22 protein-coding genes and 2 tRNA genes are annotated in these 21,794 nt (G+C 46.5%); 23 read left to right on the forward strand and 1 reads right to left on the reverse strand.

Annotated elements, in window-relative coordinates:
* Positions 1-80 precede the first annotated feature (80 nt).
* The 7 genes from OCV54_RS07570 to OCV54_RS07600 all read left to right on the forward strand — a co-directional run bounded on the left by OCV54_RS07570 (position 81) and on the right by OCV54_RS07600 (position 6,101).
* A complete protein-coding gene (locus tag OCV54_RS07570) occupies positions 81-1,919 on the forward strand; it encodes a DUF885 domain-containing protein (protein WP_015533896.1) in 1,839 nt (612 codons plus the stop codon).
* Between the two features lie 138 nt (positions 1,920-2,057).
* Positions 2,058-3,719, forward strand: a complete 1,662-nt coding sequence (locus OCV54_RS07575; RefSeq protein ID WP_055223325.1) for a S8 family peptidase — start codon at positions 2,058-2,060, stop codon at positions 3,717-3,719.
* A 9-nt stretch (positions 3,720-3,728) separates the two neighbouring features.
* Positions 3,729-4,139 (forward strand): hypothetical protein, encoded by a 411-nt coding sequence (locus tag OCV54_RS07580; RefSeq protein ID WP_015533895.1) that lies wholly within the window; start codon positions 3,729-3,731, stop codon positions 4,137-4,139.
* A 101-nt stretch (positions 4,140-4,240) separates the two neighbouring features.
* Positions 4,241-4,843 (forward strand): bifunctional phosphoserine phosphatase/homoserine phosphotransferase ThrH, encoded by a 603-nt coding sequence (gene thrH, locus OCV54_RS07585; RefSeq protein ID WP_015533894.1) that lies wholly within the window; start codon positions 4,241-4,243, stop codon positions 4,841-4,843.
* A gap of 14 nt (positions 4,844-4,857) precedes the next feature.
* Positions 4,858-5,352, forward strand: coding sequence for a hypothetical protein (locus OCV54_RS07590; RefSeq protein ID WP_015533893.1), 495 nt, complete (start codon positions 4,858-4,860; stop codon positions 5,350-5,352).
* Positions 5,353-5,393: 41 nt separating this feature from the next.
* Positions 5,394-5,747, forward strand: coding sequence for a hypothetical protein (locus OCV54_RS07595; RefSeq protein ID WP_015533892.1), 354 nt, complete (start codon positions 5,394-5,396; stop codon positions 5,745-5,747).
* A gap of 24 nt (positions 5,748-5,771) precedes the next feature.
* On the forward strand, positions 5,772-6,101 hold the full coding sequence (locus OCV54_RS07600; RefSeq protein ID WP_055146904.1) for a hypothetical protein: 330 nt from the start codon (positions 5,772-5,774) through the stop codon (positions 6,099-6,101).
* 74 nt (positions 6,102-6,175) lie between these two features.
* Here OCV54_RS07600 and OCV54_RS07605 read toward each other — a convergent pair whose 3' ends face one another.
* Entirely contained in the window at positions 6,176-6,724 is a 549-nt protein-coding gene (locus OCV54_RS07605) for a hypothetical protein (protein ID WP_055223327.1), read from the reverse strand.
* Positions 6,725-6,863: 139 nt separating this feature from the next.
* Between OCV54_RS07605 and OCV54_RS07610 the strand changes: the two genes are divergently transcribed.
* From OCV54_RS07610 to OCV54_RS07685, 16 genes are all read left to right on the forward strand, one after another.
* Positions 6,864-7,745, forward strand: coding sequence for a polysaccharide deacetylase family protein (locus OCV54_RS07610; protein ID WP_242859640.1), 882 nt, complete (start codon positions 6,864-6,866; stop codon positions 7,743-7,745).
* Positions 7,746-7,764: 19 nt separating this feature from the next.
* Positions 7,765-9,069, forward strand: coding sequence for a bifunctional folylpolyglutamate synthase/dihydrofolate synthase (locus tag OCV54_RS07615; protein WP_055223417.1), 1,305 nt, complete (start codon positions 7,765-7,767; stop codon positions 9,067-9,069).
* Positions 9,069-9,560, forward strand: a complete 492-nt coding sequence (locus OCV54_RS07620; protein ID WP_055223329.1) for an HD domain-containing protein — start codon at positions 9,069-9,071, stop codon at positions 9,558-9,560. The genes OCV54_RS07615 and OCV54_RS07620 overlap by 1 nt, the downstream gene beginning before the upstream one ends.
* A gap of 59 nt (positions 9,561-9,619) precedes the next feature.
* On the forward strand, positions 9,620-10,429 hold the full coding sequence (gene folP / locus OCV54_RS07625) for a dihydropteroate synthase (protein WP_015533887.1): 810 nt from the start codon (positions 9,620-9,622) through the stop codon (positions 10,427-10,429).
* 19 nt (positions 10,430-10,448) lie between these two features.
* Positions 10,449-11,267 carry a 2-amino-4-hydroxy-6-hydroxymethyldihydropteridine diphosphokinase gene (gene folK, locus OCV54_RS07630; protein WP_015533886.1) on the forward strand — a complete coding sequence of 273 codons (819 nt, stop codon included), beginning with the start codon at positions 10,449-10,451 and terminating at the stop codon, positions 11,265-11,267.
* Positions 11,221-12,279 (forward strand): prephenate dehydratase, encoded by a 1,059-nt coding sequence (locus OCV54_RS07635; RefSeq protein WP_238051341.1) that lies wholly within the window; start codon positions 11,221-11,223, stop codon positions 12,277-12,279. The genes folK and OCV54_RS07635 overlap by 47 nt, the downstream gene beginning before the upstream one ends.
* 26 nt (positions 12,280-12,305) lie before the next feature.
* Positions 12,306-13,838 carry a Ppx/GppA phosphatase family protein gene (locus tag OCV54_RS07640; protein WP_022216254.1) on the forward strand — a complete coding sequence of 511 codons (1,533 nt, stop codon included), beginning with the start codon at positions 12,306-12,308 and terminating at the stop codon, positions 13,836-13,838.
* A 3-nt stretch (positions 13,839-13,841) separates the two neighbouring features.
* The gene (locus tag OCV54_RS07645; RefSeq protein WP_015533883.1) at positions 13,842-15,962 is read left to right on the forward strand and encodes an RNA degradosome polyphosphate kinase; all 2,121 of its coding nucleotides are present in this window, start codon (positions 13,842-13,844) and stop codon (positions 15,960-15,962) included.
* 296 nt (positions 15,963-16,258) lie between these two features.
* The gene (infC, locus tag OCV54_RS07650; RefSeq protein ID WP_015533882.1) at positions 16,259-16,753 is read left to right on the forward strand and encodes a translation initiation factor IF-3; all 495 of its coding nucleotides are present in this window, start codon (positions 16,259-16,261) and stop codon (positions 16,751-16,753) included.
* Between the two features lie 39 nt (positions 16,754-16,792).
* Positions 16,793-16,990, forward strand: coding sequence for a 50S ribosomal protein L35 (gene rpmI / locus OCV54_RS07655; RefSeq protein ID WP_004849138.1), 198 nt, complete (start codon positions 16,793-16,795; stop codon positions 16,988-16,990).
* Between the two features lie 22 nt (positions 16,991-17,012).
* Positions 17,013-17,369: a 50S ribosomal protein L20 gene (gene rplT, locus OCV54_RS07660; protein WP_004849136.1), complete on the forward strand. Its 357-nt coding sequence runs from the start codon at positions 17,013-17,015 to the stop codon at positions 17,367-17,369.
* Between the two features lie 172 nt (positions 17,370-17,541).
* Positions 17,542-17,847: a hypothetical protein gene (locus OCV54_RS07665; protein ID WP_015533881.1), complete on the forward strand. Its 306-nt coding sequence runs from the start codon at positions 17,542-17,544 to the stop codon at positions 17,845-17,847.
* A gap of 83 nt (positions 17,848-17,930) precedes the next feature.
* A tRNA-Leu gene (locus tag OCV54_RS07670) sits at positions 17,931-18,014 on the forward strand.
* Positions 18,015-18,085: 71 nt separating this feature from the next.
* Positions 18,086-18,169: transfer RNA gene (locus tag OCV54_RS07675), tRNA-Leu, on the forward strand.
* Positions 18,170-18,307: 138 nt separating this feature from the next.
* A complete protein-coding gene (locus tag OCV54_RS07680; RefSeq protein WP_022216253.1) occupies positions 18,308-19,339 on the forward strand; it encodes an efflux RND transporter periplasmic adaptor subunit in 1,032 nt (343 codons plus the stop codon).
* The gene (locus OCV54_RS07685; RefSeq protein WP_055223332.1) at positions 19,339-21,789 is read left to right on the forward strand and encodes an efflux RND transporter periplasmic adaptor subunit; all 2,451 of its coding nucleotides are present in this window, start codon (positions 19,339-19,341) and stop codon (positions 21,787-21,789) included. The genes OCV54_RS07680 and OCV54_RS07685 overlap by 1 nt, the downstream gene beginning before the upstream one ends.
* Positions 21,790-21,794: the final 5 nt, after the last annotated feature.

Below are 21,794 nucleotides of genomic sequence, written 5' to 3' on the forward strand. Positions count from 1 at the left end.
TGGACAATAGTATGGTTTATGGCATACAATGTGTAGATAGGTTATGTGAAGGGACAATATATTAAGTAAGGAGTAGATGTATGACCAGATTCAAAAAGAATATGAGAAGATTTGTCGTGGCTGCTGTTGTCGGAGCCATGGCCATGTCGATGACTGCATGTACTTCTCATATGTTTGATGAGAAGACTATCACAGGAACAATAAAGGATAATGCGGACGACTACACAAAGGTGCAGAAGGAGTTCGAGGAATATCTGCACGATGAGTATGTGGACAGTGTGACATCGGACACACTCTCGTACAACTATGAGATAAAGGATGGGGATGCCCTTGGTATTCCTGAGCCGGAGGTATCTCTGGGCGATTCGGATATGAGCGATGAGGGAATCAAAAAACGTAAGGCTGAGTTTGATGAGTCCTTTGACAAGCTCAAGTCATTTGACAGGGACGATCTCACGGAGAGCCAGCAGCTCACATACGATATACTTAATCAGTATCTGGAGACGGAGTCAGAGGGTTATCTGAACATATACCTCAGCGAGCCGTTCTCACCTATGAAGGGACTGCAGTCGAATATATCCACATATTTCACAGACTACCGTTTTGACGACAAGGGTGATGTGGAGAGATATCTCCAGGTGCTTGGAATGGTAAGGGATTATTTTGATGACAATCTAGAGTTTGAGAAGACAAAGTCCGAGAAGGGATATTTTATGAGTGATGCCGTGTGCGATAAGGTCATCGAGCAGTGCGAAGACTTCATCAAGGACAAGGACAATCACTTCATGATACAGGTGTTCAACGATAACATCGAGGCGCTGGACTTCCTGACTGCGGACGAGATAGCGGACTTTGAGGAACAGAATAAGAAGGCCGTTGCGGAAAGTCTTATACCTGCATATGAGGATGTTATAGATGTGCTGTCATCGCTCAAGGGAACCGGTAAGAACCAGGGCGGTGTGTGTGGCTATGAAGGTGGTAAAGAGTATTACGCTTACCTTTTGAAGGACGCTGCGGGAACTGATAAGACACCTGAGGAAGTGGCACAGATGCTGGATGACAACCTGTCAGATCTCATGACAGATCTGTATTCCATAGCCATGACACAGTACGATTCATATGAATATTTTGTGGAGCACTACGATGACCTCTTTGGAGACAGTGACTCAAAGGAGCCTTCAGAAATAATAGATATACTCATGAATACAGCCACCAAGAACTACCCAGACTTTGGAGAGATAAAGTATCAGGCGAAGAAGCTTGATAAGAGCCTTGAGGATATTCAGGAGAATACGCTGGCATACTATATGTCACCTGCGATCGATGACCAGGACAACAACCTTATCAGGGTAAATGGCAAACATACGGATGGTATGTGGACCACACTTGCCCATGAGGGATATCCGGGACACATGCTGCAGAATGCATACTACATGTCAACAGATCCTGAACCGGTACGTACCATATTAAGCTTCCTTGGATACAAGGAGGGCTGGGCAATGTATGCGTGCTATGATGCCATAAACTATTACACATTTGATGGGGCATCTGATTCGGACACCGTTGCAAAACTGTACAGGTTAAACGATGAGATCAATTATCTCATAAGTGGAAGGATCGATATAGGAATCAACTATGAGGGCTGGTCACTGCAGGAAGCAAAAGATTACCTGAATGAAAAGGGATTCAACGGCGATGCTGCCGACGATCTGTATACTACCATGATAGGTGATCCTGCCGTATACCAGAGTTATTCAACAGGCTTCTATGAGATGCAGGAGATCAGGGATTATGCTGAGGAACAGCTTGGATCAAAGTTTGACCTGAAGGAGTTCAATACAGTCGTTCTCGAGACAGGTCCATGCCAGTTCAATATCCTGAAGCAGCAGGTTCAGAAGTATATTGATACAAAACAATAAAATAGAATATAGCCGGTACATATAATGTACAGATGGAGACATACCGCAGCCGGAGAAATTTCCGTGCTGCGGTATTTTTGTGTAAAGATTCGGAATTTGCTGCATATACTATATAGATTGCCCCTGGAGGGATGTGCGGTGATATCAGATGCTGCTTACTCAGAGGATTATGTGGAATATATAATAGAATACAACGGAGACAGGGAAGCTCTGATGGATCTGTATCAGCCATACGGGCTCAACATAATAGACGACAGATATGCGGTGGCATATCAGCCGTTTCCGGCCGGGTATATGGAGAGCTTTTCAAGGCTTGAGTACAATCTTTTCCCCAAAGTGTACGGCCTGATGGACGACGTGGGAGCTCTTGAGGCTATAGGGGTTATCAATATCCAGCAGGAAAATATACTCGGACTCACCGGAAAGGGGATACTGCTTGGCATCGTTGATACGGGGATCGATATATTTGGCAGTTCATTTGTGCGGGATGGGGGTAAGACAAAGATACTTGCGGCGTGGGATCAGACTATGGAGGAGGCTGACAACGCATCATACGGCTACGGCAGGGAGTATAGCACGGAGGAGATACAGGCTGCTGTGGATGAGAGACAAAGGATATTGACGGATACCACCGGGCATGGAAGCTTTTGCGCGGGAACGGCTGTGAGTGTGGCTCCGTCGGCAGACCTGGTGGTGGTGAAGTTAAAGCAGGCAAAGGAGAATCTCCGCAGTTTTTATGGTATTCCATCGGATGCAAATGCGTACAGTGAGGTTGACATAATGACAGCGATAGCATATCTGCTTGAGCAGCAGAAAAAGCTGCGCATACCTATGAGCATACTCGTGACGCTTGGGACCAACAGTGGAAGCCATACGGGGGCGGGAGCGCTGGACAAATATATAAACAACATAGGAGATCTTCAGGGGTTTGCGGTATCTGCTGCCGGTGGCAACGAGGGGAGAGCAGGACATCATTATTCCGGGATCGTCACAGGGGCATATGATGTCGTTGAGATCGATGTGGCAGATCACAACAGCTTTACACTTGAGATATGGGGTAAGTCCACCAATACCTACTCGGTGGCCATAGAGATTCCCGGCGGGGAATTTATAGAGAGGATATCGCCGAGGTATGACAGGAGCTCGATCATCCGTCCGATATTTGGAGGTGGGATGATATATGTCGACTATTTTCTCGTAGAGGATTCTGCTGGGCAGGAGCTCATCATGCTCAGATTTATAACCCCGGCAAATGGTATATGGCGGATAAGGGTGTACGGTGTTGGAACCACGGAGCTCAGCTTTAACGCGTGGCTGCCCATAAGCAGCTTTGTATCCCCGGGGACGAGATTTGTGTCAAGTGATCCGGGAGTGACCATAACCAGCCCGGCGGTGGCGGAGACTGCGATATGCACTTGCGCATATGATCACTCAAATGGTAATCTGTATATCGACAACAGCAGAGGCTATACGGCGGACGGCAGGGTGAAACCGGATCTTCTCGCTCCCGGAGTGAATATAAGGGGAGAAGGAGCCAGCGGGGAGACGGTTATAAGAAGCGGCACCTCAGTGGCGGCTTCGTACACTGCGGGCTGTAGTGCCATCATGCTTGAGTGGTCGTATGGGAGAAAGATGATAAGGAATATAAACGGCAACCAGATAAGGGGCTACCTGATAAGGGGAGCGGTGAGACCGGGAAGTTCGGGCGGGCTTTTGGAGATCAGGCAGTATCCGAATCCCGAGTGGGGATATGGCCTGCTGAACATTTACAATACATTTGAAAGTCTCAGGAATGTGTGAGGATAAGTTATGGGAAGAACATGCAGAGAAGAGCTGGCGAGCGGCGGTACGCTAATAATAAGTGAGAATGACTTCAGGATAGAGTATTTCTTCCCGGGGCCGGATGGACGCTATGGTGGAGTGAGGGTCAATATTCCGGGAAGGAAAGTTGAGACCTATATGAGGGCATGGCAGAAGAATTATGAAAGGTACGAAGAGCTTCAGAAGGCGGCGGGGGCAAGTGTGGTGAAGAGACCGGCTGCGATGAGAGGTGAGTGCGGAATGACGATACGGACCGGTTTCATGGACGGAGTATACCTGAAGGGAAGCCACATGAGAGTGACGGAAAGGGTGCAGCTCGACATGATAATCCGGGATTATGGATATGCTCTGGACAGATGGAAGAAGTCCGGGCAAATGCCTGAAAGTAGTGATTGTTAGTCTGCGTGATACTGTGCTATAATGCATCTGTGTGGTCAGAAACGGGAGGAGTATGACATGCATTAATTCACACTATTTATAAGAACGGAGGATAATATAATATGTATATAACATGTCTTGATTTAGAGGGAGTACTGGTGCCTGAGATTTGGATCGCATTTGCGGAGGCAAGCGGAATACCTGAGCTTAAGAGAACAACAAGGGATGAGCCTGACTACGATAAGCTCATGAACTGGAGACTTGGTATACTTAAGGAGCACGGACTTGGACTCAAGGAGATACAGGAGACTATAGCAAAGATAGATCCTATCCCTGGAGCAAAGGAGTTTCTGGATGAGCTGAGATCCATAGGACAGGTGATAATCATAAGCGATACATTTTCACAGTTTGCAGGCCCTCTCATGAAGAAGCTCGGTTATCCTACAATATTCTGTAATGAGCTGATCGTTGCAGATGACGGTGAGATCACAGGCTTCAAGATGAGATGCCCACAGTCGAAGCTCACAACAGTCAAGGCTCTGCAGTCAATCGGCTACGACACTATAGCAAGCGGTGACAGCCACAACGATCTGGGAATGATCTATGCGAGCAAGGCAGGCTTCCTGTTCAAGAGCACAGATCAGATCAAGGCGGATAATCCTGATCTTGAGGCATTTGAGACATACGATGAGCTTCTTGCGGCCATCAAGAAGGCAATGGACTAGTTGGAGATACAGATATGAAGTACAAGAGTGTAGATGAGATCGAGACGCTCTCTTTCAGGGATGCGACTCTGATCAGATGTATATATTCGGAGAAGCAGGGAATCCTGGAATTTGAATTTGATGGCGCGGTAGTCAGAGAGGACAACTCTGCAAATGAGCTCTATACTGACAGATATGCCAGTGATATGCAGGTCAGATTCACTGAGCCTGAGATCGAGGCACTTCTGCTCGAGGGTCATAAGTATTACGATGCGAACGATGTCCTCCAGGAGTCAGTACCGGATAAGCCTGTGGACAGGGCGGACTATGAGGATGTGCTGAAGAGCTTTGAGGGCAAGGTTGTATTTTATTCGGGCCAGCCAAAGGAGATGCTCAAGTCTTCGGAGAATGCTGACAGAAAATGCTATCAGATGATAATAGATGTGGATGAGGAATCCTATGTTCTGAGTTTTTACTATGATAAGGTGATCGCACAGTGGGAGCACTTTATGAACAAGGTGATGAACTAGCCTGACGGTTCGGCAGGGATCAGGAAAGGAAGATGCGGCAGATGGCAAAGAGGATACGCCGGTATATAACATATATTGATGAGCTTTTAAAGAGGAATGATGTGGACTTTGCACGGGAGGCAGAGAGACATCTCACGCAGGTAGGATTTTTCATGCATGAGAGACTTATCCACCTCATAGTGCTGGTATTGTTTGCCGTATTGACGGTTGCAACATGTATAACATTTGTAGTGACGGACAATATATCGCTGCTGATACTTGCACTTGCATTCATGGTGCTGCTTGTTCCATACATAATGCACTATCATCTTCTTGAGAACAGTGTCCAGTATATGTATGAGCAATACGACAGAATGCTCGAGAAGGCGGGCATAGATGCGTTTGTAAACAGATGATTGGTGAAAGGCGGTAAAGCATATATGTTCAATTTCGTTATGGGTATCGTGATGATCGGAATAGGCTCAATAAGTGTGGCTCATGCATTTTTTTCAAAAAATATGGCGGGCTTCATATTCTTCGGCATACTGATGATCGGATTCGGAATAGTGGAGCTGGTCAGATCCAGGGGCGTAAAGGCCAGAAAGAAGGCTGCCAGAGACAGAGAGTTTGACATGTACAATCTCATTGCGTCGGAGATGGGAGTCAAGATCAATCCGCTCACAGGAGAGATGCTGAGCTCAGACAAGAAGGGTGAAGACGAACCAGTGACTGTTACTGAAGCTGATGATGCAGCGGATGTGGCAGAATAAGAACATAGAATAAAGCGGCATGGAGGTTTTCAGATACCTCCGTGCCGCTTGTTTTTTCATGCGGGATATTTCATCTATTTATAATCAGAGAAATCATACTCTGCAAATGTCTTCCCGTGCTCATCGGATCTGTACACCTTGCCATCGCTGGAGTCGATATAGAAATCACCGACCTTGGTGTCGCCCTCTTTATTGTTGTCGTGGAGCTCGATGTGGTAGCCTGTTTTTCCAACGGAAAATTCTGTGAGATCCTTGTCGCTGTTGGCAACTTCAAATCTTCCGTCACCTGCAGGAAGCTGATCCATGAACCAGTCCTGGGCATCATCGAATGAACCGAAGATACCTGATACGGTGTTTCCCACGCCGTCAGCGACATCCTTTACACCGTCGGCCACGCCGTCAGCGACATCCTTCACAGCGTCGGCTGCTCCGCCTACAACGCCTTTGTCAGATGAGTCGGTGCTGTTTCCCTCAGAGCTGTTACCATTCTGAGCCTCAGATGTTGTCTGGGTGCTGGCTGCTGAAGATGAGCCAGTGCTTGAAGCACCGTTTGAATTGCCACAACCACAGAAGAGGATCATGGTGAGTGTCATACACGTCACAAGTAAAAAGTATTTTTTCATTGTACATGTTCTCCTTTTTTTATATTTGCTATTTATATTCTCCGTATATCTGAGAAATATTCATGGCATAAAAAAGAGACACATAATTAAAAATAAAAAATAATATAATAGAAAAAACGCTATAGGTGGCGAGGATCATTTGAAAAAAAATGACAATGTGCAGGAGGTGACTGACAGATGGCAGTATATAATGCTGGCGGTTGCCATATTTCTTGCCATAATTTTCTGTTGTTATTACATAATCAGCCAGTCGAGGTGGGGCTTTTATACTGCCGGAGGGCCGGTCAGGCAGCAGGCAAATGTCCTGGGGGCGGATGAGAGCACACCATCGGAGGTGGATGGGGCAAATGATACCGGGGAGATGCAGCCGGAGAAGGATGAAACGGAGTCTGATGCGGAGCCGGAGATAACGAAGAGGGCGTATCTCACATTTGACGATGGGCCATCCGGAAACACCGGGGAGATACTGGATATCCTTGATAAATATGATGTGAAGGCAACATTTTTTGTCGTGGGGCGCGACGAGAGCTACTATGATGACTACCGGGATATAGTGGATAGGGGACATACACTGGGGCTTCATTCGTACACCCATGATTACGATAAAATATATGGAAGCCTTGCTGATTTCTCCGAAGATATTGAGGAATTGCGAAATTTATTGTATGATGTAACAGGTGTAAATTGTGTATATTACAGATTCCCGGGCGGCAGTTCAAATACGGTATCCAGAGTGGATATGAACACCCTGATAGACTATGTGAATGCCGAGGGGCTTATATATTATGATTGGAATGCGCTGAACAATGATGCCGTGTGTGGCAGCTACACGCCGGAGCAGCTTGTCGACAATATCATGAAGGATGCACTGCAGCACGACGATGTGGTCATATTGATGCATGATCTTGAGTCGAGGCACACCACGGTGGAATCACTGCCGATGCTCATTGAAAGACTCCGGGATGATGGGTATGAGCTGCTGCCTATAGATGAGAATGCACCACTTATCAGGCACAGATGAGAAGGGACGGATATATGCCATGACTTATGAAGAGGCAAGAAGTTATATAGAATATACGGACACCATGGGAAGCGTTCTGGGGCTTGACAGTATAAAGGAGCTGCTGAGAAGGCTGGGCGATCCGCAGGACGCAGTCCCGGTTATACATATAGCAGGAACAAATGGCAAAGGTTCAATATGCGCATTTCTGGACGAGATACTTGAGAGTGCAGGATACAGTGTGGGAAGATATATATCTCCGACGATATTTACATATCTTGAGAGATTTCAGATAGATAAGGAATATATGTCTGAGGAGGATTTTGCCGTATATCTTGAGACGGTGAAAGATGCAGCGGATGACATGGTGTCGGACGGCTGGGGAAGGCCCACATCGTTTGAGACGGAGACAGCGGTGGCGTTCTGTTATTTCTGCGACAAAAAGGTCGATTTCCTGTTGCTTGAGACCGGAATGGGAGGACTGGAGGATGCCACAAATGTGTGCAGTCATCCGGTCTGTACGATAATAGCAAGTATAAGCATGGATCACATGCATTTTCTCGGGAACACCCTGAGGGATATATACAGACAGAAGCTTGGAATATTGAAAAAGAACTGCCCATGTGTGGCGTACCCGCTTGCCTCAGAGCTTGAGGATATGTGGGATATGGCATGTGAGCAGAATAATATATCGGACTTGGCGGTACTTATCAGGGAGAAGGATATAGAGATATGCGGAGAGTCTGTTGATGGAAGTGAATATATATATGGCGGACAGAGATACGAACTTCAGGTCCCGGGCATATATCAGATATATAACAGTGCCACAGCGGCTGCGACCGCACATGTTCTCATGAGGCTTGGATATGAGCTGACTGAGGATGACATAAGGAGAGGACTTAAAGCGACGTTCTGGAAGGGAAGATTCCAGAAGCTTATGGACAAACCTCTCATGTATGTGGACGGCGCGCACAATCCGGGAGGCTGGAGAGCACTTAGACAGAACATAGATGAGTATTTTGCCGGAAGAGACCTCATATATATATGTGGGGTGTTCAAGGACAAAGACTATGAGCAGATGCTCAGGATCATGATGCCGGGGGCTTCTGCGTTCATAGCAGTTGAGCCGGATAACCCGAGAGCACTTTCAAGGCATGAGCTGAAAAAGCTGGCAGGGACATATATAGATGAAGTCTATGAGCAGGAAGATGTGGACGATGCCGTGAGGCTGGCGATGACGCTGGCTGATGGCAGGCAGGATCCGGTGGTGATGGTATTTGGCTCGCTGTCATTTATTGGGCCGATCATAGACCGTGCGGAACATGGAGGATATATAGAAAGCTGATGCAGACAGAGATGGACAGAGTGGACAGGATCATATACAACGATGAATACAGACGTCTCATGGAGACTGTGCGGAACAAGGAGACCGACAGGATATTCTGCCGGCATGGACTTGAGCACTGCCTGGATGTTGCTAGGATAGCGTATATAATGAATATCGAACAGGGATATGCGATAGACAGGGAGATCATATATGCCGCGGCACTTCTTCACGATGTGGGACGGGCAGATTCTGAAGACACCGGCAGGAAGCATCATGAGCTGAGTGTTGAGTATGCGGGCAGGATACTGGAGCAGTGCGGATTTTCCACGCAGGAGAATGCGCAGATATGTGATGCCATAGGCTCACACAATACAGACGGTGCTGAGCGGGAAGGACTGGCATATGTGTTGTATAAGGCGGATAAGCTGTCTCGAAACTGTTTTGACTGCGAGGCATCAGACCAGTGTTACTGGCTGGAGAGTGCACGCAATACAGGGATAAAATATTAAGGGAAGTACCAGGGGATCGCACGTCATGTGCGGATATTTAATATCTGGAGGATAAAAGGATGATAATAGGAAACAAGACATTTGAGAGTGGAAAAGAACCTTATGTGATGGGGATACTGAATGTGACTCCGGATTCATTTTCGGATGGAGGACAGCATAACACCATGGACACAGCTCTGTTTACCACAGAGAAGATGATAGCTGAGGGTGCTGTGATAATAGATGTTGGCGGTGAGTCCACAAGACCTGGATATACAAAGATATCGGATGAGGAGGAGATAGAGAGGACCGCACCGATAATAGAGGCGATAAAGAGAGATTTCGACGTGGCAGTATCACTCGACACATACAAGTCTGCGGTGGCTGAGGCGGGTATACATGCAGGTGCAGATCTCATAAACGATATATGGGGACTGAAGTACGATGAGAAGATGGCGGCTGTCATAGCGAAGTATGACAAGGCGTGCTGTCTCATGCACAACAGGGAGAACACAGATTACACAGACTATCTGGCTGATGTTGTATCAGATCTGGATGAGTCGGTTAACATGGCTCTGGCAGCAGGCATAGACAGGGACAAGATCATGGTGGATCCGGGAATAGGATTTGCAAAGGATCTGCATCAGAATCTGCTCCTCATGAACAATCTGGAGCTGCTCCACAAATGGGATCTCCCGATACTCCTCGGAACGTCGAGAAAGTCGATGATAGGACTTACACTTGATCTTCCGGTGACCGAGCGCGAGGAGGGAACAGTTGCCACATCAGTGCTTGGGCTTGTGAAGGGCTGCGATTTCTTCAGAGTACACGATGTGAAGAGCAACTACAGAGCACTCAAGATGACGCATGCGATGCTGAGTGCCAGATAACATATAGCGGAGGTGCGGTATGGACAGTATCAATATAAAAGGACTTGAGGTATTTGCACATCACGGAGTGTACAGGGAGGAGAATGTCCTTGGACAGAAGTTCGTGGTGGACGTATCCATGCAGGTGTCGACCCAGGAGGCCGGCAGAAGTGATGATATAAGAAAATCTGTGAACTATGGCAGCGTGTGCGATGGCATACAGAAGGTCATGAAGAACAGAAATTATAAATTGATAGAGACTGTGGCTGAGGAGATAGCAGACATGATACTTCTCACTTACGATGATGTGAGAGGGGTAAATGTGACGGTAAAGAAGCCGTGGGCTCCGGTCATGGTACATGTAGATACAGTGTCCGTGTCCATAAGCAGAAAAAAGCACACAGCATATCTTGGACTTGGGTCAAATATCGGTGACAGGGAATCATATCTGGACATGGCCATAGATGAGCTGAACAAGGATAAATACACCAAGGTGACAAGAGTATCAGATTTTATAGAGACCGAGCCGTATGGCGGCGTTGAGCAGGACGATTTCCTGAACGGCTGTCTGGAGATAGAGACGCTCAGGACTCCTGAGGAACTGCTGAGACTGGTGAATGGAATAGAGAAAGCGGCGGGAAGAGAGAGGCTGATCCACTGGGGACCGAGAACTCTGGATATCGATATCCTGCTTTATGATGATGTCGTGTATGACAGTGAGGATCTTCACATACCACACGTGGAGATGCACAAGAGAGAGTTTGTACTTGAACCGTTGTCCGCGATAGCGGGATACAAGAGGCACCCGCTGCTTGGCAAGACAATATCCGAGCTTCGTGCCGGGCTGGACAAACAGTGACAAATTTGACACTTCAAGTGGAAGGATAGATAGAATGAATACATTGGAAGAGATAAACAGTCTGGAAGAGCAGATACAGCAGCTTATCACCAGAAAGAATGAGCTTATCGACAGAGCGTGTGTTGAGGGCAGAGATATTGCGCTGGCACATATAAGCTCTGATGTGGTGAGCGGGTTTGTGCCCGTGGATCATCTGAAGGTCGATAAAGACACGGTGGTTGTATACCAGGGTGTTCCGGGGGCTTACAGTCATCAGGCTATGCATGACTATTTTGGCAAGGATATAAAGAATGTAAATGTTGCAAAATTTGAGGATGTCATAGAGACGGTGAAGAGCGGCAAGGCTGATTACGGAGTCCTGCCTATAGAGAATTCCTCTGCCGGATTTGTGAGTGGTATATATGATATGGTTGGCAGCAGCGGCCTGACCATCGTGGGCGGAGACGAGGTCAAGGTGGCACATATGCTCATGGGAGTTCCGGGCTCAAAGCTTTCTGATATACAGACTGTATATTCCCATCCGCAGGGGCTTCTGCAGTGCAGTGAATTCCTAAACAGAGCCGGATACGCACAGTGCCCGGTTGCGAACACTGCAGTGGGTGCGGTGAAGGTCAGGGATGAAGGTGATATTACCCAGGCTGCCATAGCGAGCGCTCTTGCCGCAGATATATACGGACTTGAGATACTCAAGGACGATATAGTCAACAATGAGAACAACACAACGAGATTTATCATACTGTCAAAGAAAAAGGAGTATGTGAAGAGTGCGGGAAATATATCTGTATGCTTTGCACTGCCACATGAGAGTGGAACCCTTTACAGTATACTTGGACATATAAAACATAACGGGCTCAATATGACAAGCATTGAGTCGAGGCCTCTCAGGGGAAGAAAATGGGAATATTCATTCTTCATAACTCTTGAGGGAAGTCTCATGGATCCGGCGACGATAGATGCGCTGGATCATATAAATAAGGATTCTATGGATTTCAAGATAATTGGAACATACTGATAAGTAACATGAAAGGTGGGGTAGATATGGCAAGTAAGGTATTTGCAGCCATCGATGTAGGTTCTAACGAGCTGTCAATGAAGGTGTATGAGATAACTCCCAAAAAAGGGGCGAGGGAGATCGATTACGTCAACAGCACAGTTGAGCTCGGAAGTGATACCTACAACAGTGGCAGGATAACCGAGGATTCCATAATGAAGGTATGTGAGATCCTCAACAAATTCCGCAGGAAGATGAGGGAATACGATGTGCGTGAATACAAGGCGTATGCATCGTCCGCTGTGCGTGAGGCGGAGAATTCAGTCATGGTCCTTGAGAGGATAAAGCAGCACACAGGCATCGACGTCGCAGTGCTCAGCAACTCGGAGCAGAGATTCATGAACTACAAGGCGTATGCGGCAAAGTCAAAGTTTGAGGATGCCGACACGAAGAACAGGGCGCTTCTGGACATAGGAGCGGGAAGTCTTCAGATATCTATATTTGACAAGCAGAATCTGATCCAGACACAGAACCTTCCTATAGGAGCCGTGAGAATAAGGGATTATCTGGCAAAATACGGCGCAGACACGGTGGCTCTGGAGAATATCATGGAGGAGTTCGTATCGAACTTTATAGAGGAGTTCAGGAACCTCTTTATAAACGATAAGGACATCAAGAGCATAATAGCCATAGGAGACGGAATCGCAAATCTGAAGAAGGTCGGACCGGAGCTGAATATCACAGACAAGATCACAAGAGATCAGTTCCGCGTGCTTTATCACAAGGTAGTTGAGACCACCCCGGAGGTCCTTTCAGAAAAATATGGTGTGCCATACGAGAGGGCGACACTGATGCTTCCGATGGCGATCATTTACCAGTCATTCCTCGACAACTCAAGGGCGGAGGATATCATCACGCCGGATGTTACGTTCTGTGACGGAATAGTTGCCGATTATATGGATAAGAACGGAACGCTTCTGCTGAATAAGAATTTCGACGAGGATATCATTGCATCGGCAAACAGCATAGCCAAGAAATATAAGGTCAACAGGAAGCACACGCAGAATGTGACGCAGAACGCACTGGATATATTTGATTCCTTCAAGAGCGTCCACGGACTCGGAAGGAGAGAGAGACTGCAGCTCCAGATCGCAGCCATGCTCCACAGTTGTGGCAAATTTGTAAATATGAACGAGGGCACCATGATGTCCTATCACATAATCATGTCCACGGAGATACTTGGACTGTCCCACAAGGAGAGGGAGGAGATTGCAAATATTGTGAAGTTCAACGAGTATTATCTCCCTTCACAGACAAAGGCACAGGTATCGCTGATGACTGCGGATTACATGAAGGTCGCCAAGCTGGCATCCATACTGAGACTTGCGGATGTCCTTGACAAGAGCCACAGGCAGAAGATAAGTGACATGAAGTTCAGCTTCAAGGACTACGTGCTCACGATGACGGTAGATACACTGAATGATATTACGCTTGAGGCAGGGGTGTTCAAGACCAAGACTGAACTGTTCAGAAAGGTCTTTGGAGTGAAGCCTGTGTTAAAACAGAAAAGGGGGTTGTAAAGGATGGCAGATAAGAATCCGATATTTTATAACAGAGAGCTCAGTTGGCTTGAATTTGACAAGAGATGTCTGTCCGAGGCGAAGGACAGGACCATTCCTCTGTTTGAGAGAATAAAGTTCCTGAGTATAACGGCATCCAATCTGGATGAGTTCTTCATGGTAAGAATAGCATCACTCACGGATATGGTGCATGCCGGATACACCAAGAAGGATATAGCCGGAATGACGGCGCGGGAGCAGCTTGACGCACTCCATGCCAGCACCAAAGAGTTCATGAAGAACCAGTATCAGACACTGAACAGATCCCTCATCCCTCAGCTTGCCCAGAACGGATTGAAGCTTGTGAGACACCATGAGGATCTCACTCCAAAGCAGGCAAAGTACGTGGACAAATACTTTGAGAAGGATGTATACCCGGTACTCACACCTATGGCGGTGGACTCGTCCAGACCATTCCCGCTGGTGCGCAATAAATCACTGAATATAGGTGCACTCATATACGATAAGAAAAAGGACGTGACGGATATAGCGACCGTCCAGGTTCCATCTGTACTTCCAAGGATCGTGAGACTTCCTTCTGAGGAGAAGGGCGTTACCGAGATAATTCTTCTGGAGGAGGTTATCGAGAAGAACCTTGACAAGCTGTTCCTGAACTACGACATAGTGTGTGCATATCCATACCGTATCATGAGAAATGCAGACTTCTCCATAGATGAGGAGGAGACCGCAGATCTGCTGAAGGAGATCGAGAAGCAGCTCAAGCAGAGACAGTGGGGCGAGGTCATAAGACTTGAGGTGGACGAGGCCATGGACAAGAAGCTCCTTAAGGAGCTCAAGAAGCATCTTGGAGTCGATGACGAGGTCGTATACAAGATCAACGGACCTCTGGATCTCACATTCCTCATGAAGGTGAACGGCATAGATGGTTTTGACCATCTGAAGTATCCTAAGTACAAACCGCAGCCTGTACCTGGAATGGGCGATTACAGCCATATATTTGACAGGATAAAGAAGGGAGACATCCTTCTGTTCCATCCATATTATGAGTTCACACCGGTCATAGAGTTCATAAAACAGGCGGCAAATGATCCTGATGTCCTGGCGATCAAGCAGACACTTTACCGTGTCAGCGGCAATTCACCTATCATCGCGGCACTTGCACAGGCTGCCGAAAATGGCAAGCAGGTAACTGTTCTCGTCGAGCTCAAGGCAAGATTTGACGAGGAGAACAATATAGCGTGGGCCAAGAAGCTGGAGCAGGCGGGCTGTCATGTTATCTATGGCCTTGTGGGTCTTAAGACACATTCCAAGATCGCACTGGTTGTCAGACGCGAGGAGGACGGAATTAGAAGATATGTGCATCTGGGAACAGGAAATTACAATGATCAGACCGCAAAGCTTTACACTGACATGGGACTTCTCACCTGCAGTGATGCCATAGGAGAGGACGCGACGGCGGTGTTCAACATGCTGTCAGGATATTCAGAGCCGAAGAAGTGGAACAAGCTTGCAGTTGCCCCAATCTGGCTGAAGGACAAATTCCTCATGCTGATAGGCCGTGAGGCAGAGAATGCGAGACAGGGCAAAAAGGCAAGGATAGTTGCCAAGATGAACAGTCTCTGTGATCCGGTGATCATGAATGCGCTCTACGATGCCTCAAAGGCAGGCGTAAAGATCGAACTCATCGTCAGGGGAATATGCTGTATCAAGGCAGGAGTTCCGGGACTTTCAGATAATATATCAGTAAGATCCATAGTTGGAAATTATCTTGAGCACTCGAGAATATTCTATTTCTATAATGACGGATTTGAGGATATATACATGGGAAGTGCGGACTGGATGCCTAGAAATCTGGACAAGCGAGTTGAGATAACGTTCCCTGTAGAGGATCCGGAGCTTAAGAAGAAGATAAAGAATATCCTTAAGATACAGCTTGAGGATACACTCAAGGCTCACATCATGCAGCCTGACGGCTCATATGCGAAGCAGGATCTCAGGGGCAAGGCAAAGCTTGATTCACAGATGTATTTTGTGAAGCTTGCGCAGGAGAGTCAGAAGCCGGTGAAGGAAGAGGACAATGACAGGGTGTTCATCCCGGTTGAATCCCACGGCGATAATGAGTGATATAAAGGCAGCACAGAGGCATATCGACAAAAGAAAAATAACAGTTGACACACGGCTGGCGATGTGGTATTCTACCATTGCTGTGTGAAACAGTGAACATAGAAGCAGAGTATCCACTCTCACCTCAGCATGGTCTGACATGACTCGGGTTAATATTTAGCTTAGAAGATTTACAGGGTTTTCCTGAGTTTGAATATGCTTTGTATTAAGAAAGTGGATAGATGGTTCTATCCACTTTTCTTATGTCAGAGAATTGAATTTTAAAAGTGTGGAGGTAGAGAGTCATTAGCGATTTAATGATCAACGAACAGATTAGAGACAGAGAGGTACGACTCATCGGAGAAGATGGTCAGCTTGTTGGAATAATGTCATCCAGGGATGCATACAAGATGGCTCAGGATGCAGGACTTGATCTTGTGAAGATAGCACCTAAGGCACAGCCACCGGTGTGCAAGATAGTTGACTATGGTAAGTATCGTTATGAGCAGGCCAGAAAAGAGAAAGAGGCCAAGAAGAAGCAGAAGACCATGGAAGTCAAGGAAGTCAGACTTTCACCGAACATCGATGCGAATGACCTTAATACCAAGATCAATCAGGCAAGAAAGTTCCTTGAGCATGGCGATAAGGTTAAGGTTACACTGCGATTCAGGGGAAGAGAGCTTGCGCATGTAGAGCAGTCAAAGGTTATTCTTGACAACTTTGCTGAGAAGCTTGCAGAGATAGCAGTTATCGATAAGCCTGCTAAGTTTGAAGGAAGAAGCATGATAATGTTTTTAACACAAAAGCGTTAAATTATTATAGACATATAATTCAAGGAGGAAGTAAGTAAAATGGCTAAATTAAAGACAAAAAGAGCAGCAGCTAAGCGTTTCAAGAAAACAGCTAACGGCGGTTTAAAGAGATCTAAAGCTTATAAGAGTCATATCTTAACAAAGAAGACCACTAAGAGAAAGAGAAATCTTAGAAAGGCTACAATGACAGACGCAACAAACGAGAAGGTAATGAAGAAGATATTACCTTATATCTAATAGATCAGGAGGAAGAAAACCAATGGCAAGAGTTAAAGGCGGAATGAACGCAAAGCAGAAGCACAATAAGGTATTAAAGCTTGCAAAGGGCTACAGAGGAGCAAGAAGCAAGCAGTATAGAGTAGCAAAGCAGTCAGTTATGAGAGCACTTACATCTTCATACGCTGGCAGAAAGCAGAGAAAGAGACAGTTCAGACAGCTCTGGATCGCTCGTATCAACGCAGCAGCAAGAATGAATGACATCTCATACAGCAAGCTTATGCATGGTCTTAAGCTGGCAGGTGTTGACATCAACAGAAAGATGCTCTCAGAGATGGCTATCAGCGATGCTGAGGGATTTGCAAAGCTTGTTGAGGTTGCAAAGGCACAGTTATCATAATATAGAATATAGAATCTTCTATATATAAGTAAAAAGAACCGGATGTGGTATAAACTTACACATCCGGTTCTTTTGTTGCGCGAAAAGGTTTTATAATTCGGAGGCGTATGCTATAATTATAGAGGTTAGGGGGATGACCAATGAGAGTAAAGACACAGAGTAGGAGGCACATATGTTCGTAGAGAGAATAACAAAGGATCAGATGAAGATGTTTCTTGAGACTTTTGCTTGCTGTAGTGAGCAGAAGAACCTCGTTATGAGACTTAACTATGCAGGAAAGGAACCGTATCTGGATGTGACCAGGTTCAGCAATGGTCTGGTATATACTGATTCATATTATGATTTTGACAGTACATACTGCAGTAATCTTTGGAATAAGTTCCTGTATACACAGTTCACACATGAGTATTACACAGCGTTCAAGGAGTACCTTATGAAGGATGTGGACAGAAAGCTCACTAATATGATAAAAATCTGAAAAAAGTTGTTGACTTTGTATTCGATAGATGGTATTATCTTATTCGTTGGTGACGAGCACAGAAGTCGACATCACATAAATATGCGGGAGTGCTGGAATTGGCAGACAGGCTAGACTAAGGATCTAGTGCTGGAAACGGCGTGTGGGTTCAAGTCCCATCTCCCGCATTTTTATTTTGAAAGTCCTATGGAATTTCGGATGTGAGAGAATGGGCGGTTGTCAATTACATATAGAATATGCGGGAGTGCTGGAATTGGCAGACAGGCTAGACTAAGGATCTAGTGCTGGAAACGGCGTGTGGGTTCAAGTCCCATCTCCCGCATTTTTTATTTCTAGAGAAAGCTTAAAACATAAGCTTTCTCTTTTTTTTAACTAATATTAACTCCCGGGAGATTTCCTTGATATATGGGCTGACAGGGGGTAGAATCAAATATATTCATAAAAACAGGAGGAATAGAGCGTGTCAAAAGCGATATTCAATAAGAAGGTTCTGGCGGCAGCGATTGCCGGTCTGATGTCCGTGTCGCTGGTTGGTTGCGGAGGCAGTACCGGTGGACAGACAGGAAGTTCCAGAATAAATATAGAGCCGTATAGCAAGGTGGAATTCAATACGGATCAGGTTAAGAGCGGAGATATCCAGTCCTCATTGACATTGGAGCTCAAGCCTGATGGTTACAGCAGCAATGATTACTCGATACAGCAGTCTGACTACAAGGTTCAGGAGGTCAAGGTAAAAGAGGGCGATAAGGTGGCCAAAGGCGATGTGATGATTCAGTTTGAGGCCAAGGATATCCAGAAGACCATAGATCAGTATACGGATCAGAAGGAGCGGGATCAGCTTCTTATAGACCATTACAACAGGCTGGCGAGCATAGACAGCAGCCAGGATTACTCCAGTGACATATCCGCGGCGAAGGAGGATATGGATCTGGCGGATACATACATCAAAGAGCAGAACGAGAGAATGAAGGAGTATCAGGTCATTGCAGACAAGAACGGAACAGTGACTTATGTCAACTCAGATCTGCAGTATGGATATGTCACAGCGGGTGATACGCTCATAACGGTGGATTCGGGTTCGTCTGATTATGTATCAGAGACTGCGGATTCATACGAATTCAAGGAGGGGCAGACCTACGATGCTGATTTTCAGGAGGCAACATTTACACTGAAGCTCACGAAGTGTGAGAAGTATACAAGCTCTGCCACCGGAGAGGAGATGCAGAAACTTACATTTCAGCCTGTCAGTGATATGACCGGAGTGACCGAAGCGGATACCCTCAAGATGGTCATAGATAAGCCGGTTGTAAAGAACGTTGTATATGTGAATAAAAAGGCTGTGTTTGACGGCTCGGGTGAGAAGAAGTATGTGTACACTGTAAATGAGGACGGATACAGGAATGCGGTAGAAGTTACTGTTGGAGATACGGTGGATGATTATACAGTTATCAAATCAGGACTGAAGGCCGGAGAGCAGGTGGTGATAAATTGATGAGACAGAATATTATGCATAAAGGCAGCACACGGACAAAAAAGAATATGACCGCCAGAATAGCATGCCTGGTAATGTCATTTGTCATGGCAGGAGGAATGGCGGGCTGTGGCAAGGAGAACAGCGAGAAGGTTCCTGAGCTCGTTGAACCTGTAAGTACAAACGAGGCATACAGACCGGTCACATATGGAGATATAGGCAAAAAGGTCATCAAGACCGGAACGATAGTCCCAACTGACTATTGTTATTACTATGACACATCTGTGACTCTGTCAAAGGTGTATGTGAATGTGGGCGATGAGGTCAAGAAGGACACGGTTCTTGCAGAGACTGACAGCAATGCATCCACAGCATCGGGAGACGATGGCAGTGGTACAGATTCAGGCTCAATAGTGGATGATTCTTCAACATCGATGGATGGGGACGACAGCTCGGGAGCTGATTCCCAGGATGTGAAGAAGTATTCACATGAGATCAAGCAGAAGATATATGAGCAGAATCAGGCTGAGCTGGACTGGAAGATAAAGGCGTGCGAAGAGATCGGTGATTCAAAGGGCGCTGCAGAGGCCAGAACAGAAAAAGCCATAAATGAGGAGAACAACAGGTACGATAATCTTTTATATGAGTATGAGCAGAAAAAGCTCACACAGCAGGACGAGGATGAGGACAAGGTCAAGCAGAGCGGAACGCTCAAGGCAGACCGTCCGGGCACGGTAACATACGCCAAGAAGATAAGCGGCAGTGAGAATACTGTCGGCGGCGGTGAGAACGTGGTCGTGGTTTCAGATTACAGTGATCCATATATAGAGATAACCGGTGAGAGCTTCAAGAAGAATACATACAGCATGTATAAGAACATGTACACTGTGATAAATGGAAAGCAGTATGACATAGTGCCATACAACTACACCAATCAGGAGATAGCTGTGGCACAGAGCAAGTCAAGTCTTCCATACACAAGATTTAAGCTCAAGGGTGTGAAGGATGCAGATAAGATCCTCAGCGTGGGCAACACGGTGTCACTGTATTTCAGTACATCCGATGCAAAGGACGTACTCACAGTGGGAAATGATTCCATATACGAGGAGAACAACCAGAAATTTGTATATGTCAAGACAGATTCCAGTGAGAAGGAGCGCAGGGATATAGATACCGGTGCCAGCGACAATAACTACACAGAGGTAGTCAGCGGACTCAAGGAAGGCGATCTTGTCTACTACGCTTCAGATGCGGTCATGCCTAGTGATTACACAGAATACACGGTGGCACTCGATTCATATACGAAGACAGCAACGGTGAAGAGCGATTCGTTCTCGGTGGAGGACCTCAACAGTGTCAGCTACACTGCACCATGCGATGGACGTTTCACGTCACTCAACGTCAAGAAGGGCCAGAAGGTTAAGAAGGGGGATGTGCTGTTTGTCATTGACAGTGGCGGCGGAACAGCGGCGGTCAAGGATATAGATAACCAGATCAGCGAGGAGAACCAGACTTACAGTTCGGATCTCAAGGATTTTGATGATCAGATAAATGAGCTTACAAATGAGATCACGAGATACCAGAAGGGTAAGGTGGCAACGCCGACGGATGCAGAGAACACTCTCTACATGGCGGAGCAGCTCGTGTGCCAGAGAAATGTTGTTACATACAACAAGGATCTTAGGATATATACACACAATGCAACCATCAAGAGCTTAAACGCACAGAGAGAAAAGCTCAACAAGAACAATGATGGAAGCGGAAAGATAACTGTCTACGCTGACCAGGCGGGAACAGTACTCTCGGTTGGCGCGAAGACTGATGTGGCTGTCAAGGAAGGTGCAAATGTACTCACAGTCGGAAGCAACGACAATGTGATCCTGGCGATATCCATATCAGAGGGAAAACTTGCTGTAAACCAGAAGGTTTCAATATCAAATAAGAACAACAGCGGTAAGAAGATAAGCGGAGTGTGTGTCGGAAGCACCGGAGACAGCTCCAAGTCATATATCAGTACTGATTCAGAGGGCGGGGTTCACGTAACCAAGTGTTCAGGCAGTGATGAACTGAAGTATTATGTAAAGGTTGATGATGCAAGCTTTTACAAGAAGCCGAAGTCATATCAGGTCAGCTACCCGACAAAGTCCTATGAGAACGTGGTCATGATACCTAACAACATGATCTATCATGAGACGAGCAAGAACAATTCAAATGAGTATGACTATGTATGGCTCATCAAGGATGATGAGATCATAAAGCAGTATGTCACTCTCGGCGAGGCAGACAAGACCAAGACGGTTATACTGTCAGGTCTTTCAGAGGGCGATGTCATAGCTAAGGAATCAGGAGCAACATCCACCGGTGGCTCATCGAGTTCATCAGAAGGTTCCGATAATTCAAAGTCAGGCGCAGACAGCCAGTCGGATGGCGGATCGGATTCATCTGGCGGAGATGCGGCGGCAGCAGAGTAGCAGAG

Source organism: Coprococcus aceti (assembly GCF_025567285.1).
In the GTDB taxonomy this organism is placed as follows: Bacteria; Bacillota; Clostridia; order Lachnospirales; family Lachnospiraceae; genus Coprococcus; species Coprococcus aceti.

What these genes read in the sequence shown, in the direction of transcription:
- OCV54_RS07665 (WP_015533881.1), top strand. Translation starts at nt 17,542, where the DNA reads ATGTTCGTAGAGAGAATAACAAAGGATCAGATGAAGATGTTTCTTGAG.
- OCV54_RS07605 (WP_055223327.1), bottom strand. Translation starts at nt 6,724, where the DNA reads ATGAAAAAATACTTTTTACTTGTGACGTGTATGACACTCACCATGATC.
- rpmI (WP_004849138.1), top strand. Translation starts at nt 16,793, where the DNA reads ATGGCTAAATTAAAGACAAAAAGAGCAGCAGCTAAGCGTTTCAAGAAA.
- OCV54_RS07570 (WP_015533896.1), top strand. Translation starts at nt 81, where the DNA reads ATGACCAGATTCAAAAAGAATATGAGAAGATTTGTCGTGGCTGCTGTT.
- OCV54_RS07640 (WP_022216254.1), top strand. Translation starts at nt 12,306, where the DNA reads ATGGCAAGTAAGGTATTTGCAGCCATCGATGTAGGTTCTAACGAGCTG.
- folK (WP_015533886.1), top strand. Translation starts at nt 10,449, where the DNA reads ATGGACAGTATCAATATAAAAGGACTTGAGGTATTTGCACATCACGGA.
- OCV54_RS07615 (WP_055223417.1), top strand. Translation starts at nt 7,765, where the DNA reads ATGACTTATGAAGAGGCAAGAAGTTATATAGAATATACGGACACCATG.
- OCV54_RS07590 (WP_015533893.1), top strand. Translation starts at nt 4,858, where the DNA reads ATGAAGTACAAGAGTGTAGATGAGATCGAGACGCTCTCTTTCAGGGAT.
- rplT (WP_004849136.1), top strand. Translation starts at nt 17,013, where the DNA reads ATGGCAAGAGTTAAAGGCGGAATGAACGCAAAGCAGAAGCACAATAAG.
- OCV54_RS07600 (WP_055146904.1), top strand. Translation starts at nt 5,772, where the DNA reads ATGTTCAATTTCGTTATGGGTATCGTGATGATCGGAATAGGCTCAATA.
- OCV54_RS07595 (WP_015533892.1), top strand. Translation starts at nt 5,394, where the DNA reads ATGGCAAAGAGGATACGCCGGTATATAACATATATTGATGAGCTTTTA.
- folP (WP_015533887.1), top strand. Translation starts at nt 9,620, where the DNA reads ATGATAATAGGAAACAAGACATTTGAGAGTGGAAAAGAACCTTATGTG.
- OCV54_RS07620 (WP_055223329.1), top strand. Translation starts at nt 9,069, where the DNA reads ATGCAGACAGAGATGGACAGAGTGGACAGGATCATATACAACGATGAA.
- thrH (WP_015533894.1), top strand. Translation starts at nt 4,241, where the DNA reads ATGTATATAACATGTCTTGATTTAGAGGGAGTACTGGTGCCTGAGATT.
- infC (WP_015533882.1), top strand. Translation starts at nt 16,259, where the DNA reads ATGATCAACGAACAGATTAGAGACAGAGAGGTACGACTCATCGGAGAA.
- OCV54_RS07645 (WP_015533883.1), top strand. Translation starts at nt 13,842, where the DNA reads ATGGCAGATAAGAATCCGATATTTTATAACAGAGAGCTCAGTTGGCTT.
- OCV54_RS07685 (WP_055223332.1), top strand. Translation starts at nt 19,339, where the DNA reads ATGAGACAGAATATTATGCATAAAGGCAGCACACGGACAAAAAAGAAT.
- OCV54_RS07580 (WP_015533895.1), top strand. Translation starts at nt 3,729, where the DNA reads ATGGGAAGAACATGCAGAGAAGAGCTGGCGAGCGGCGGTACGCTAATA.